Origin of the sequence: Brevundimonas sp. (assembly GCF_023259385.1) — a bacterium.
In the GTDB taxonomy this organism is placed as follows: domain Bacteria; phylum Pseudomonadota; class Alphaproteobacteria; order Caulobacterales; family Caulobacteraceae; genus Brevundimonas.
The window spans coordinates 1-13,986 of the sequence record NZ_JAHFPF010000070.1 but is presented as its reverse complement, the minus strand read 5'-3'; the positions used below and the strand labels follow the sequence as shown (position 1 = coordinate 13,986).

Annotated in this window: 18 protein-coding genes and 1 pseudogene; all 19 read right to left on the bottom strand. The window is 69.8% G+C overall.

Annotated features, from left to right (window positions below):
* On the bottom strand, positions 1 to 601 hold a 601-nt coding region (locus Q0C81_RS07305; protein ID WP_291835699.1), incomplete at its 3' end, for a sodium/proton-translocating pyrophosphatase.
* A gap of 178 nt (positions 602 to 779) precedes the next feature.
* Positions 780 to 1,208, bottom strand: coding sequence for a hypothetical protein (locus Q0C81_RS07300; RefSeq protein ID WP_291835694.1), 429 nt, complete (start codon positions 1,206 to 1,208; stop codon positions 780 to 782).
* Between the two features lie 37 nt (positions 1,209 to 1,245).
* Positions 1,246 to 2,235, bottom strand: a complete 990-nt coding sequence (gene thiL / locus Q0C81_RS07295) for a thiamine-phosphate kinase (protein WP_291835692.1) — start codon at positions 2,233 to 2,235, stop codon at positions 1,246 to 1,248.
* A 4-nt stretch (positions 2,236 to 2,239) separates the two neighbouring features.
* Positions 2,240 to 2,764 (bottom strand): transcription antitermination factor NusB, encoded by a 525-nt coding sequence (gene nusB / locus Q0C81_RS07290; protein ID WP_291835689.1) that lies wholly within the window; start codon positions 2,762 to 2,764, stop codon positions 2,240 to 2,242.
* Positions 2,761 to 3,225 carry a 6,7-dimethyl-8-ribityllumazine synthase gene (gene ribH, locus Q0C81_RS07285; RefSeq protein WP_291835706.1) on the bottom strand — a complete coding sequence of 155 codons (465 nt, stop codon included), beginning with the start codon at positions 3,223 to 3,225 and terminating at the stop codon, positions 2,761 to 2,763. The genes nusB and ribH overlap by 4 nt, the downstream gene beginning before the upstream one ends.
* Positions 3,219 to 4,352 carry a 3,4-dihydroxy-2-butanone-4-phosphate synthase gene (ribB, locus tag Q0C81_RS07280; protein ID WP_291835686.1) on the bottom strand — a complete coding sequence of 378 codons (1,134 nt, stop codon included), beginning with the start codon at positions 4,350 to 4,352 and terminating at the stop codon, positions 3,219 to 3,221. Before ribB ends, ribH begins: the two co-directional genes overlap by 7 nt.
* A complete protein-coding gene (locus Q0C81_RS07275; protein ID WP_291835684.1) occupies positions 4,352 to 4,942 on the bottom strand; it encodes a riboflavin synthase in 591 nt (196 codons plus the stop codon). Before Q0C81_RS07275 ends, ribB begins: the two co-directional genes overlap by 1 nt.
* A gap of 103 nt (positions 4,943 to 5,045) precedes the next feature.
* On the bottom strand, positions 5,046 to 5,690 hold the full coding sequence (locus Q0C81_RS07270; protein ID WP_291835680.1) for a RibD family protein: 645 nt from the start codon (positions 5,688 to 5,690) through the stop codon (positions 5,046 to 5,048).
* Entirely contained in the window at positions 5,690 to 6,160 is a 471-nt protein-coding gene (gene nrdR, locus Q0C81_RS07265; RefSeq protein ID WP_291835677.1) for a transcriptional regulator NrdR, read from the bottom strand. The genes Q0C81_RS07270 and nrdR overlap by 1 nt, the downstream gene beginning before the upstream one ends.
* 7 nt (positions 6,161 to 6,167) lie before the next feature.
* Positions 6,168 to 7,451, bottom strand: a complete 1,284-nt coding sequence (glyA, locus tag Q0C81_RS07260) for a serine hydroxymethyltransferase (RefSeq protein WP_291835675.1) — start codon at positions 7,449 to 7,451, stop codon at positions 6,168 to 6,170.
* Between the two features lie 108 nt (positions 7,452 to 7,559).
* Complete coding sequence (locus Q0C81_RS07255) at positions 7,560 to 7,961, bottom strand: GFA family protein (protein ID WP_291835672.1); 402 nt, start codon at positions 7,959 to 7,961, stop codon at positions 7,560 to 7,562.
* Positions 7,962 to 8,059: 98 nt separating this feature from the next.
* The gene (locus Q0C81_RS07250) at positions 8,060 to 8,242 is read right to left on the bottom strand and encodes a hypothetical protein (protein WP_291835669.1); all 183 of its coding nucleotides are present in this window, start codon (positions 8,240 to 8,242) and stop codon (positions 8,060 to 8,062) included.
* A gap of 27 nt (positions 8,243 to 8,269) precedes the next feature.
* The gene (hemA, locus tag Q0C81_RS07245; protein ID WP_291835666.1) at positions 8,270 to 9,511 is read right to left on the bottom strand and encodes a 5-aminolevulinate synthase; all 1,242 of its coding nucleotides are present in this window, start codon (positions 9,509 to 9,511) and stop codon (positions 8,270 to 8,272) included.
* Positions 9,512 to 9,683: 172 nt separating this feature from the next.
* A pseudogene (gene mmsB, locus Q0C81_RS07240) lies at positions 9,684 to 10,595 on the bottom strand (3-hydroxyisobutyrate dehydrogenase); the annotation flags it as partial.
* A gap of 56 nt (positions 10,596 to 10,651) precedes the next feature.
* Complete coding sequence (locus Q0C81_RS07235) at positions 10,652 to 11,425, bottom strand: methyltransferase (protein ID WP_291835664.1); 774 nt, start codon at positions 11,423 to 11,425, stop codon at positions 10,652 to 10,654.
* Positions 11,426 to 11,451: 26 nt separating this feature from the next.
* On the bottom strand, positions 11,452 to 12,243 hold the full coding sequence (locus Q0C81_RS07230) for a hypothetical protein (protein ID WP_291835660.1): 792 nt from the start codon (positions 12,241 to 12,243) through the stop codon (positions 11,452 to 11,454).
* A 64-nt stretch (positions 12,244 to 12,307) separates the two neighbouring features.
* Positions 12,308 to 13,360: an enoyl-CoA hydratase/isomerase family protein gene (locus Q0C81_RS07225; protein ID WP_291835657.1), complete on the bottom strand. Its 1,053-nt coding sequence runs from the start codon at positions 13,358 to 13,360 to the stop codon at positions 12,308 to 12,310.
* 10 nt (positions 13,361 to 13,370) lie between these two features.
* The gene (locus tag Q0C81_RS07220) at positions 13,371 to 13,772 is read right to left on the bottom strand and encodes a hypothetical protein (protein WP_291835656.1); all 402 of its coding nucleotides are present in this window, start codon (positions 13,770 to 13,772) and stop codon (positions 13,371 to 13,373) included.
* An 80-nt stretch (positions 13,773 to 13,852) separates the two neighbouring features.
* Positions 13,853 to 13,986, bottom strand: a 134-nt coding sequence (locus Q0C81_RS07215) for an acyl-CoA dehydrogenase family protein (RefSeq protein WP_291835703.1), incomplete at its 5' end; no start/stop codon positions are given.

Sequence of the window (13,986 nt, the reverse complement as noted above, 5' to 3'; positions counted from 1 at the left end):
CCTCGACCTTGCCCACCATGTCGCCGCCGACGTCGGCGCCCTTGGTGAAGATGCCGCCGCCCAGCCGCGCGAAGATCGAGATCAGCGAGGCGCCGAAGCCCAGCGCGACCAGGCCGTCGATGACCTCGCGGCTGGTGTTCTCAAGCCCGAGCCCGGCGGTCAGGAAGGCGTAGTAGCCCGCCACGCCCAGCAGGGCGCCGCCGGCCACGAACATGCCGGTGATGGCTCCCGAGCGGAAGGCGAGGTCCAGCCCCTTGGACAGGCTCTCGGAGGCCGCCTGGGCGGTGCGGACGTTGGCCCGGACCGAGATCAGCATGCCGGCGAACCCGGCCGCGCCCGAAAGCACGGCGCCGATCAGGAAGCCGAGGGCGGCCCATTGGCCGATCAGCAGGTAGGCGGCGATCAGGATGACGACGCCGACGGCGCCGATGGTCATGTACTGGCGGCGCAGATAGGCGGAGGCCCCCTCCTGGATGGCGGCCGCGATCTCGCGCATGCGGTCGTTGCCGGTGGGAGCTTTCATCAAGGCGGCCGTCTGGATCGCTCCGTAGAGAATTCCGAGACCGCCCGCGGCTATGACAAGCCACAGATAGTTAGACATGGCGTTTCCAAACCCTGTGTGTAGGGCGCCCGGACCCTTGGCGCGGCGGGCGTTTTCGCCTCTCTCCGCCTTCCGGTCCCCCCGTGCGCAACGGTCGCGTCAGGGGCGACCACTCGGGATAACGGGGGAAGCGTGCCAAATGCGTCGGAGTGACGCAACAGGGGATGGTGAACGGTGTTCAGCCGGCCCGCAGGCCGGTCCGCCAGCGCGGGGCCTGGCTGATGATCTCGACGCGCGCGATCGAGCCGCGGCCGACGATGGCGGCGGCGGCGCGCATCAGGCTGGCCGACATCAGGACGGTGTCGATGCGGGTCCAGTCGTTGGGCACGATGAAGGGCGTGCGGTGACCGGCGCGGACCAGGGCGTCGCGGAGGTAGGCCTCCTTGCCGCGCATGGATTCCACGGTGGCCGAACCGCCCAGGTGCAGGCGCATGGAGACGAAGACGTAGTTGCGCAGCCGGCCCTCGGCGATGACCGGCAGTCCGACACCCGAGATGTTGACCGTCGCCCCGCCGGACGAGCGGGGGGCGTCGCCGGCGGCGGCCGTCGAGGCGACAGCCGCGGCGGGCAGGACGGCGGCGGCAGAGAGGAGGTCACGACGGCGCATGGGGACACCCTGCCCCAGACGCCTTGAGATTTCGTTGTCAGCCGTGGGTGAAGCCGGTCGCCGCGATCTGGACCGGCTGGCCGGCGAAGCGGGCGGTGACGCCCTTGCCCTCGACGACCCGGCCCAGGCAGGTCAGCCAGATGTGGCGGCGCTCGGCCTCGCGGCGCAGGGCGGGCTCGTCCTTGGCGGCGGCGGTGAAGGCGATCTCATAGTCGTCGCCGCCGGTGGCCAGGGTCTCCAGCGCCGCCTGCTCGTCCACCCGCCCGGCGAACCAGGCCTGCCCGGCCGGGGACAGGGGCGTGACCTCCAGATCGATGTCCAGGCCGACGCGGCTGGCCCCGGCGATATGGCCCAGGTCGGCGATCAGGCCGTCGGAGACGTCCACGGAGGCCGTGGCCATGTCGCGGATGGCGTCGGCGAAGATCAGGCGGGGGATCGGGCGGCGGTAGTGCTCGACGAGGGCGGCGAGGCGCTCGGGCGCGAGCCCCAGCTTCTCCCGCGCGGCCTGAAGGCCCAGCCAGCCGTCGCCGATGAAGCCGGTGACGAAGACCAGGTCCCCGGGACGGGCGCCGGCGCGGCTGACCGTCTTCCCCTTGGGCGACCAGCCCATCAGGGTGGCCGAGAAGGTCGCGGGACCGGGCGTGACCACCGTGTCGCCGCCCAGCAGGGCGACGCCGAAGGCCTTCTGATCGTCGGCCAGTCCCTTGGCGAAGGCCTGCCGCTCGGGCCAGCCGCAGCGCTCGGACCAGCCGCAGGACAGCAGGTAGCCGAAGGGCTCGGCGCCCTTGGCGGCGAGGTCGGACAGGTTCACCCGCAGCAGCTTCTGGGCCACCGTGTCGAGTGGATCGGTCGGCAGGAAGTGGACGCCCTCGACGATGGTGTCCTTGGTCAGGACCAGGTCGAAGCCGGGCCGGGACGGAACCACGGCGACGTCGTCCAGCAGGCCCCTGCCCCATTCGGGATGGGCCAGCGGGGCGAACAGCCGCCGGATCGTCTCGAACTCACCGGCGACGTCGATTGCCGGCATGGGATCAGCCGCGCACGTCCCGGGCGACGCCGTCGAGCGCCGCGTTGACGAACTTGGCCTCGGAGTCGTCGAAGAAGGCCTTGGCCAGTTCGACATATTCGTCGATGACGATCTCCTTGGGCACGTCGCGGCTTTCGCGCAGCTCCCAGGCGCCGGCGCGCAGCAGGGCGCGCAGGGTCGAGTCCAGCCGCTCCAGACGCCAGTTGGACGCCAGGCGGGCCTTCACCGACTCGTCGATGGCGCGCTGGTGGCCGACCACGCCGCGCACGATGGCGGCGAAATAGGCCTCATCGGCCTCGGCGAGGGGTTCGCCCTCGATGTCGGCGTCGAAGCGGTGGTTCGAGAACTCGGTGATGACGGTGTCCACCCCCTCCCCGGCCAGCTCCATCTGGTAGAGCGCCTGGACGGCGGCGAGGCGGGCGACGGTGCGGGCCCGGCGCTGACGCGAGGTCAGGGCCGGTTCGGCGCGGGACTTCTCGGCCTCGGCGAGTTGCTCGAGGACGGACTTGAGGCTGTTGGGTTCGGTCACGCGCCCAGTCCTACGCGCAGCCGCTTGCGCAAGGCAATGAGGTCGAGCGCGGCGCGCGCGGCGCCGCCGCCCTTGTCGCCCTCGCTGCGACGGGCGCGGGCCCAGGCCTGGTCCTCGTCCTCGGTCGTCAGGATGCCGTTGCCGACCACCACGCCGTTCAGGCCCAGTTGGGTGATGCCGGCGGCCGACTGATCCGAGACGATCTCGAAATGGTAGGTCTCGCCGCGGATCACCGTCCCCAGGGCGACGAAGCCGTCATAGCGCGGCGCGGTCGGATAGCGCCCGGCCTCGACGGCCAGGGCGATCGCGGTCGGCACCTCCAGCGCGCCCGGAACGGAGATCACGTCGAACTGGACCCCCTGTTCGCGCAGGGCGTCCTTCGCCCCTTCCAGCAGGGCGTCGGCCAGGTCGTCATAGAAGCGCGCCTCGACGATGAGGACGCGGATGGGATCGCTTACGATTGGTCTTCTCCGTCCATGTCGCGCCAGCCGACGATACGCAGGCCGTAGCCTTCCAGCGCGGTGGGATTGGGGCGCGTCGAGCTCATCACGATCATGTCGCGCACGCCGAGATCCAGCAGGATCTGGGCGCCGACGCCGTAGTTGCGCAGCGAGCGGTCGACCGCCTTGGGCCTCTCGACGCCGGCCAGGCGTTCGGCCAGGCCGTGCAGGTCGGGGTCGCGCAGGAAGACAGTGACGCCGGCGCCGTCATGGTCGCTGATCGCCTTCAGCGCCTGCGGGATGTAGCACTGGCGGGCCTCGACATGGCCCAGCAGGTCGGCGGCGAAGTCGACCTGGTGCATGCGCACGAGGGTCGGCTTGCCCGGCTCGATCCGACCGTGGACCAGGGCGACGTGCTCGTTGCCCTCGATGGTGTTCTTGTAGAGCATCAGCCGGAACGGGCCGCCGTGGACGCTCTCGAACGGCGTGTCCATGATCCGCTCGACGAAGCGCTCGGTGCGGCGGCGGTAGGCGATGAGGTCGGCGATGGTGCCGATCTTGAGGCCGTGCAGCTGGGCGAAGGCGATCAGGTCCGGCATGCGGGCCATCTCGCCGTCGTCCTTGATGATCTCGCAGATGACGCCCGAGGGGTTCAGGCCGGCCATGCGGCTGATGTCCACGGCCGCCTCGGTGTGGCCGGCGCGGACCAGGACGCCGCCGTCGCGGGCGACCAGCGGGAAGATGTGGCCGGGCGAGACGATGTCGTCCACGCCCTTGGACGGGTCGGTCGCGACATGGATGGTGCGCGAGCGGTCGGCGGCGGAGATGCCCGTGGTGACCCCGTCCTTGGCCTCGATCGAGACGGTGAAGGCGGTGGTCATGCTTTCGCGGTTGTCGGCGGCCATCGGCGGCAGGCGCAGCTGGCGGGCGCGGTCGGCGGTCATGGCCAGACAGACCAGGCCGCGGGCCTGTTTGATCATGAAGTTGATCTGGTCCGGCGTGGCGAACTGGGCCGGGATGATGATGTCGCCCTCGTTCTCGCGATCCTCGGCGTCGACGAGGATGTAGGGCCGCCCGTTGCGGGCGTCCTCGAGGATGTCCTCGATGGGGCTGATGGGGCTGTCGTTCATGTTCGCGGCCAGTTGCATTACGCCGTCTCCTGCCACCGCGCGAGGTATCGCGCCAGCATGTCGATCTCGAGATTCACGTCGTCGCCGATTTTCAGTTGGCCGAGCGTCGTCACGTCCCAGGTGTGGGGTATAAGATTAAGTACGAAAACGCGCCCCTCGACCGCGTTCACGGTCAGGGAGACGCCGTCGACGGTGATTGAGCCCTTGGAGGCGATGAAGCGGTGCAGCGGCGCCGGGGCCTCGATCTCGATGCGGTGCGAGCCGCCGTCCGGCGTGATCGAGACGACCTTGCCCAGCCCGTCGACGTGGCCCGAGACGACGTGGCCGCCCATCTCGTCGCCCAGCCGGGCCGCGCGTTCCAGATTGACCCGATGGCCCTCGGTCCAGTCGCCCAGGTTGGTCTTGGACAGGGTCTCGCCCGAGACCTCGACCGCGAACCAGCCGGGGCCTTTCTCGGTGACCGTCAGGCAGCAGCCCGCGTGGCTGATCGAGGCGCCCAGGTCGATGCCGGCGGTGTCCCAGACGGTCTCGATCTCGTAGCGGCGGTCACGCGCGGTCTGCTCGACCTTACGGACGCGGCCGATGTCGGTGACGATTCCGGTGAACATTCAGGCGGCCTTGGACGGAAAAAACAGGGTGCGAACAGTGCGGATCGGACCCGGAAAAACACCGTCCGATGCGTCCGAAGCGTCCGGATGGGCCGGCGCGAACTCAGCGGAGGGCGTCATAGCGTTCCCACAGGTCGTCGCCGACGGGTTCGGCGGACAGACGCCGGAACTTGGGGGCGTCGGCCAGGTTTGCAAGCGCCAGGGCGGCGACGCAGGGCCGTCCGTCGCCGCCCAGCAGGACGGGCGCGCGGAACCACTCGATGCGGTCGACCAGACCGGCGCGCAGGAAGGAGGCGGCGACCTGCCCGCCCCCCTCGATCAGGACCGAGGCCACGCCCTTGCTGCGGAGGGCGGCGAGGACGGCGGCGGGGGCCGGGCGGCCGTCCAGGGCCTCGACCCGTTCGACCGTGGCGGAGCCGATGGGGACCGGTTCGGACGCCGTCAGGATCAGCGCGTCCCCGCCGGCCACCCTGGCGGTCGGCGGCGTGCGCAGGCGGCTGTCGAGGACCACGCGCAGGGGCTGGTCCACCGGGCGGCCCGGCAGGCGGGCGGTCAGTTCGGGGTCGTCGGCCAGGACGGTCTCGACGCCGACGAGGATGGCGTCATGAGCGGCGCGCAGGCGGTGTCCCTGCAGCCGCGCGGCTTCGCCGGTGATCCATTTGGATTCACCGGAGGCGGTGGCGATGCGACCGTCGAGGGAGGTCGCCAGCTTCAGGGTGACCGTCATCGTCGTGGACGCGGGGCGCATCAGCGCGATCCGGACTCGTCGTCCAGACCCTCGTCGCCGAGGAAGCGGGCGAAATCGCCGGTGTGGCGGAAGTCCTTGTAGACCGAGGCGTAGCGGACGTAGGCGACCTCATCGACGCCCTTGAGCGCCTTCATGATGAAGTCGCCGACGGTCGAGGACGGGATCTCGGTCTCGCCCAGGCTTTCCAGCTGGCGGGTGATGCGGCTGACCAGCTGTTCGATCTGCTCGGGCTGAACCGGGCGCTTGCGCAGGGCGATGCCGAGCGACCGCTCCAGCTTGTCGCGGTCGAAGGGCGTGCGGCGGCCGTTGCGCTTGAGGATCATCAGCTCGCGCAGCTGGACCCGTTCGAAGGTGGTGAAGCGCCCGTTGCACTGCGGGCAGGACCGCCGGCGGCGGATGGCCGCGCCGTCATCCGACGGGCGGCTGTCCTTCACCTGGGTGTCCGGGTTTCCGCAGAAGGGGCACTTCATCGCGCGCTTATCCGTAGATCGGGAAGCGGTGCGTGAGCTCGCGCACCTGGGCGGCGACGGCCGCGACCACGGCCGGATCGGCTTCGTCCCCGCCGTTCATCGAGGAGACGACGTCGGCGATCCAGTGGCCGATCTGCTGGAACTCTGCCTCGCCGAAGCCGCGCGTGGTGCCCGCCGGAGTGCCCAGGCGGACGCCCGAGGTGACGGTGAAGGGCGCGGTGTCGAACGGCACGCCGTTCTTGTTGCAGGTCATCAGCGCCATCTCGAGCTGGTGCTCGGTGGCCTTGCCGGTGACGCCCTTGGGCCGCAGGTCGACCAGGGCCAGGTGGCTGTCGGTGCCGCCCGAGACGATGGCCAGGCCGCGGTCGATCAGCACGGCCGACAGGGCCTGGGCGTTCTTCACGACCTGCTGGGCGTAGAGCTTGAACTCGGGCTTGAGGGCTTCACCGAAGGCCACGGCCTTGGCGGCGATGACGTGCTCCAGCGGGCCGCCCTGCAGGCCGGGGAAGACCGCCGAGTTGATCTTCTTGCCCAGCTCGATGTCGTTGGACAGGATCATGCCGCCGCGCGGACCGCGCAGGGTCTTGTGCGTCGTGGTGGTGACCACGTGGGCGTGCGGGATCGGGTCCGGATAGACGCCGCCGGCGATCAGGCCGGCGTAGTGGGCCATGTCGACCATCAGATAGGCGCCGACCGAGTCCGCGATCTCGCGGAAGCGCTTGAAGTCGATGTGGCGCGAATAGGCGCTGGCGCCGGCGAGGATCAGCTTGGGCTTCTCCTTCTGGGCCATCTCGGCGACGTGGTCGTAGTCGATCAGGTGATCGTCCTCATTGACCTTGTAGGTCACCGGGCGGAACCACTTGCCCGACTGGTTGGCGGGCGAACCGTGGGTCAGGTGCCCGCCGCAGGCCAGGTCCATGCCCAGGAAGGTGTCGCCGGGCTGCAGCAGGGTGAAGAAGACCGCCTGGTTGGCCTGGGCCCCCGAGTGCGGCTGGACGTTGGCGAAGGCGGCGCCGAACAGCGCCTTGGCGCGCTCGCGGGCCAGGTTCTCGGTGACGTCGACGAACTCGCAGCCGCCATAGTAGCGGCGGCCGGGATAGCCCTCGGCGTATTTGTTGGTCAGGACCGAGCCCTGCGCCTCCAGCACCGCCTGGGAGACGATGTTCTCGGACGCGATGAGCTCGATCTGCTCCTGCTGACGGCCCAGCTCGCCCCGAATCCCCTTGAAGATCTCCGGATCGGCGTCCGCGAGGGACTTCGAGAAATAGTCAGCGTGGGTGAAGGCGGTCACTCGCGTCCCCGAATACTAGAGTGGTGGTCTGGATGCCGACCTATCTAGGCCCCGGCGCCGCCGACCACAACATCTAGTGTCCCGCTTCGGAACGGGGGTCGCGAACGCCTACCAGCTGTTGCGGCCGTCGACCTTGGTGATCGCCAGCGTGGACAGGTCCAGGTCGTCGATCATGCGCAGGTTGATCGCCGCGTTCTGACGCTCGGGAATCCCCTCCTTCATTCCGGGCTTCAACGTGCCGTCGTTGTTGTACAGGGACGCCCAGTCCGGGCTGAAGCCGTGGGTGTTGCCGCCGCACTGGCCGCAGAAATGATGGTGGTTCATGCCGCTGGGCGCGTAGTCGCGGGCCGGCTCGCCGGCGGTCGTGATCCGCAGGTCCTCGGGCGCGTAATAGCCCCAGACCGCGCCCGTGCGGTGGCAGTAGGTGCAGTTGCACTCCTTGGCCTCGGCCGGGAGGCCCGGAACCTCGATCTTGATAGCGCCGCAGTGGCAGGATGCGGTCAGGGTCATGGCAAGCTCCTCCTCGGTTTCAACGCTGTTGTAGCCCACCCGATTGTCAGGAAATGGCAGCAGTCTGTCAGGAGGGATCGATCCGGTGGCGAACGGGATCAGCCCTGGGCCAGCGCCCGCTTCAGCTTGGCCAGCGCGACGCGCTTCAGCCCCTCCGGCTCGTGCACCGGGCCCATGGCCGAGACCTCGCGGCCGGTGGCGACGTGGATCGCCGAGCATTTCAGATAGGCGCCGTTGCGGGTCAGCTCGAAGATCACTTCGCCGGGATCGTCGGAAGTCATGTCACCTCCCTTCCCGGGTCAGAAAGGTCAGGCCACCGCGGGCAGGCGCGCCACGTTGCAGTGGGTCCACAGGGCGTCCATCGCCTTGACCAGATCGTCCATCATCGCGTCGGTGTGGTTCGGCGATGGCGTGAAGCGCAGGCGCTCGGTGCCCTTGGGGACGGTCGGATAGTTGATCGGCTGGACGTAGACCCCGTGCTGCTCGAGCAGCATGTCCGAGATCATCTTGGTGTGCACCGGATCGCCCACGAAGACCGGGACGATGTGGCTTTCCGATTCCATGACCGGAATGCCGGCCGCGGCGAGGCGGGCCTTGAGCGTCGCGGCGCGCTCCTGATGGGCGTCGCGCAGTTCCGGGTGGGCCTTCAGGTGACGGACCGAGGCGAGCGCGCCGGCGGTCAGGGCGGGCGGCAGGCTGGTGGTGAAGATGAAGCCCGAGGCCCAGCTGCGGACCGCGTCCACGATCACGGCGTCGGCGGCGATATAGCCGCCCATGACGCCGATGGCCTTGCCCAGGGTGCATTCGACGATGTCGATGCCGTCCAGCACGCCGTCGCGCTCGGCCACGCCCGCGCCGGTCGCGCCGTACAGGCCGACCGCATGGACTTCGTCGAGGTAGGTCAGGGCGTTGTACTTCTTCGCCAGCGCGATGGTGCCGGCCAGGTCGGCGATGTCGCCGTCCATCGAATAGACGCTCTCGAAGGCGATCAGCTTGGGCGCGTCGGCCGGGGCCGCGGCCAGCAGGGCCTCGAGGTGTTCCAGGTCGTTGTGGGCGAAGATGTGCCGCTCGCCGCCGCCGTTGCGGATGCCCGCGATCATCGAGGCATGGTTCAGCGAGTCGGAGAAGGTGATCAGGCCCGGCAGGATGCGCTGCAGCGTGGTCAGGGTCGCCTCGTTGGCGACGTAGCCCGAGGTGAAGAGAAGCGCCGCTTCCTTCTGGTGCCACGAGGCCAGCTCGGCCTCGAGGTCGACCGCCGAACGGGTCGTGCCGGAAATGTTGCGGGTGCCGCCGGCGCCGGCGCCGACCTGGTCGATCTCGGCCTGCATGGCCTCCAGCACCACCGGATGCTGGCCCATGCCGAGGTAGTCGTTCGAGCACCAGACCACGACGTCCTGTTCGGAGCCGTCGGCGCGGCGGCGCTTGGCCAGCGGGAACTGACCGCGCACGCGCTTCAGATCGGCGAAGACGCGGTAGCGCCCCTCGCTCTTCACCTGCTCAACAGCGGTCTGGAATGCGGCCTTGTAGTCGAACAACCCTGTCACTCGCATGGTCTTGTCGGTTCGGCGCGTATGTGCGCCCCGTGCGGGTGAAAGTCTATCAGCGGAGGCGGCTAAATCGTCGCAACTCGCTAATTGATAACGGTTCTCAGTTTCGTTCGTGCGCATGAGCGAGCATCGGCGGAAGGACCGTGCGCCGCATTGAGGTGGATCAAGCCCCGGATCAGGTCCGGGGCAGTTCGTCCAGCTTGCCGCGCAGCAGCTGCAGGATGGCCGAGAAGTCCTTGTCGCCGTAGCCGAGGCCGTTGAACATCTGGAACAGGGCCTCGGTCTGGGCGCCGAGCGGGGTGGAGGCGCCGGACTTGGCCGCCGCGTCCTGGGCCAGCTTGAGGTCCTTGAGCATCATGGCGGCGGCGAACCCGCCCTCGTAGTTGCGGTTGGACGGCGCGGTCGGCACCGGGCCGGGCCACGGATAGTAGGTGGTGGTCGACCAGCTCTGGCCCGAGGACTTGGCGACGATGTCGAACATCTTGACCGGGTCCAGGCCCAGCTTCTCGGCCAGGCCGATGGCTTCGCAGGTTCCCAGCATGGTGATGCCCAGGATCATGTTGTTGCAGATCTTGGCCGCCTGCCCCGCCCCGTGGTCGCCGGCCCTAAACGTGGCGCGGCTCATCGGCTCCAGCGCCGCCTCGATGCGGGCGAAGTCGGGCTCGTCGCAGCCGACCATGAAGGCCAGGGTGCCGGCGTCGGCCGCCATGGTGCCGCCGGACACGGGCGCGTCGGCGAAGGCGTAGCCCGCCTCCCTGGCCAGGCCGGCCACCTTGCGGGCGGTGTCCACGTCGATGGTCGAGCAGTCCAGCAGCAGGGCCGAGGACGGCGCGGCGCCGATGATCTGCTCGGAATAGACCTTCAGCACATGCGGACCGGCGGGCAGCATGGTGATGACGATGTCGGCGGCCTTCACCGCCTCGGTGACGCTGGCGGCCGGGGTGCAGCCCGCGGCGGCGGCGCGGTCCAGCGCGGCCTGCGACAGGTCGAAGGCCAGCACCTTGTGCCCCGCCTTGGCCTGGTTGGCGGCCATGCCGCCGCCCATGTTGCCCAGGCCGATGAAGGCGATGGTGGTGGTCATGGCGCGTCTCCCTTTGACTTTGCCGACGGGTTAGCCGGGGCGGAGGGAGAAGGCCAGTCACTTCACCCCGGCTTCTTGAACCGCAGCAGGAACTGGCTGGTGTGGCCGCGGATCGCCGGGTCGAAGACGTTGGCCGTGCGGGGGTCGGCGGGATTGGCCAGGATGTCGCTGGACCCGTCCAGCACGAAGCCCGCGGCCTCGACCTCGGCGATCAGGGTCGCGCGGTCGATGCGGTGCAGGGTGTGCGGCACGGTCAGGTCCGAGCCGGCGACCGCGTCATGGTCGATGATGACGTAGACGCCGCCCGGCTTGAGCGCCGCGAAGGCCGCCGCATTGACCTTGGCCGCCGTGTCCGTCGCGAACGGGCGCAGGTGCAGGTCGTGATAGTTCTGGGCCGTGAAGATCAGGTCCAGTCCCGACGGGAAGACCGGCGCGCCGATGGCCGAGTGGACGCCGTCCACGTTCGGCAGGGCGTCGGCGGCGGTGACGGCCTCGCCATAGGAGGCCTGGAAGCCGATGAACTCGTCCGGCTGCCAGGCCGTGACGTGGCCCGACGGTCCGACGGCGGCGGAGAAGACGCGGGTGAAGTAGCCGCCGCCGATGATCATGTCGGCGACCTTCCAGCCCGGCCGGACGCCGGTGAAGGCCAGGGTCTCGGCGGTGTGGCGGGCCGTGTCGCGGGCGCGGTCCTCGTCCGTGCGGACCGGGGAAGCGAGGACGGCGGCGTAGTCGGGCGACTGGACGGCCGCGACGACCGGCGCGGAGCCGGCCTGGGCCGTGACGGCGCCGGTCAGCAGCAGGGCGGCGGCGAGCGCCGGGATCAGGGAGCGACGCATGGACTATCCTCCTGTGAGACCCGGTCTCAGCCGGGCTTTCTGAAACGGTAGACGAAGCGGTCGGTGCGGCCGCGGATCGTGGGATCGAAGACGGTCAGCGTATGGTCGTCGCCGGGGACGCGGACGGCGCTGCTTTCGCCGTCGAAGACGAAGCCGGCGGCCTCGACCTGACGGCGCAGCTCGGCGGCCTCGATGCGGTGCAGACTGCCCGAGACCGAAATGCCGGCGCCGTCGGCGGCCTGGTGGTCGAGGATGACGTAGAGGCCGCCCGGCTTCAGCACCTCGAACACCCGGCGGTTCATCGCCGCCACGTCCACGCCGAAGCGGGGGATGGTGAAGTCGTGGTACTCCTCGCCCATGAAGACGACGTCCAGCGGCTGGTCGAAGGTCATGGTCTCGAGCGCGCCGGTGACGCGGCTGGTGTTGCTGTAGGTCGAGGCCAGGGTGTCGGCGAAGGCGTTCTCGCGGGTCGCCGTCTGATTGGGCACGAAGGCGTAGACGTGGCCGCCGGCGCCGACGACGGGCGCGAACAGGCGGGTGAAATAGCCCTCCTCCGGACGGATGTCGGCGATGACGTGGCCCGGCCGCAGGTTCATCAGGGCCAGCATGTCGGCCGGCTTGCGCAGCGGGTCGCGGGCGACCTCCTCGGGCAGGCGGCGGGTGTCGGACAGGGCGTCGGCGTAGCGCGCCTCCGGCGACACGGACGCGGCGGCCGGGGTGGCGTGAACCACGGTCTCATCGCTGCTCTCGTTGGCGATGATGACGCAGCCCGACAGGGCCATGGCGCAGACGGTGGCGAGGACGGCGGTTCTCAGCATGGGGATCCCTGTTTTGCGCAGCGGAAGCTACGCTTCACCCGGCCCGATGCAAGGGCTCATCTGCTCAGGGCAGCGGCGTCCACTCTTCACCCGCAGGCAACGGCGCGAACAGGGCGTCCAGGACGGCGTCGGTGACGCCCGACAGGTCGGCGGGCGACCATTTCGGGGCGTTATCCTTGTCGACGATGACGGCGCGGACGCCTTCCTGGAAGTCGTGGGTGCGAACCACGCGGCCGCCCAGGGCGTATTCCATGGCCATGTTCTCGGCGAAGGTCTCCAGCGCCGCACCGGTGCGCAGCTGGCGCAGCGAGACCTTGAGCGACTGGGGCGACTTGGTCTTCAGGATCGCCAGCTGGGCCAGGGCCCAGTCGGAGCCGTCGGCTTCGAGCGCGGCGAAGATCTGCTCGACCGTGTCGAAGGCGAACAGGCGGTCGATGGCCTCCAGATGGGCCTCGATCGGCGCCTCGCCCGCATCGTCCTCCAGCCCGTCGGCGACATCGATGGGATAGGCCGGATCGACGGACAGGATGGCGCGGAAGGCCTCCAGGGCGTCGGTCGGCAGATAGTGGGTGTGAATGCCTAGGAAGACGGTGTCCGCCGCTTTCAGCCGCGCGCCGGTCAGCGCCAGCCAGACGCCCGTCTGACCCGGCAGGCGCGGCAGGAACCAGCCGCCGCCCACGTCGGGGAACAGGCCAATGCCGGTCTCGGGCATGGCGTAGGTGGTGCGCTCGGTGGCGATGCGGACCGTGGCCGGCTCGGAGATCCCGACGCCGCCGCCCATGACGATGCCGTCCACGATGGCCGTCACCGGCTTGGGATAGTCGAACAGCAGGTGGTTCAGCTGGTACTCGGCCTTGAAGAAGGCCTTCGCCTCCGAGGCGTCCCCTGCCCCGCTTTCGGCGATCATGCGGATGTCGCCGCCGGCGCAGAAGCCGCGCTCGCCCGCATGGTCGATCAGCACCGACTGGACCGCCTCGTCCTCGCGCCACGCCAGGAGCGCCGCGATCATGGCGTCGCACATGGCGCGATTCAGCGCGTGCAGGGCCTTGGGCCGGTTCAGGGTGATGACGCCGACGCCGGAGGCGACGCGGGTGAGGATTTCAGGCTCGGTGGTCATGCGGGCCGACTTAGTCGGCTGTGACCGCGCCGTCCACCGGGCTGTCCGCGGGCCAGTCCGGGCGGGGGCACGGCGTCGGGCTCGGCCTGGCGGTCGGCGGGCAGACCCAGACGTCCAGGCTGAAGGTGTCGCCGGGCCGGACGCCGGGATCCGCCAGCCGGGCGCCGGCCATCGCGCGCAGCAGGCGGCCGCCCAGCCGCGTCCCCTCGGGCAGACGGCGCTCGACCTCGCAGTCGACGGGGCGACCGCCCTCCGCGACCCCGCACTTCAGCCGGACCATGGGCACGCCCCGCTCCCCGTCCGGGTAGGAGACGTGAGGCGGGGTGGAGAAGGTGACGGCGCTCCAGTGCCGGGGCGCGGCCGGCGGCTGCTGCATGCCCAACACCGACGCCAGCAACAGAATGCTCAACATGGCCTGCTCCCCCTGCCCCGGCGGTTCGGGACCGGCGAAGCTGGCCACGGGGCGGGGCGCCGGGTCAACTCCGGCGGCGTCTACTGCCGCATCATCTCACGCGCCGTGATCACGCGCATGATCTCGTTGGTGCCTTCAAGGATGCGGTGGACGCGCAGGTCGCGGACGATGCGCTCCAGCGGATAGTTCTTCAGATAGCCGTAGCCGCCGTGCA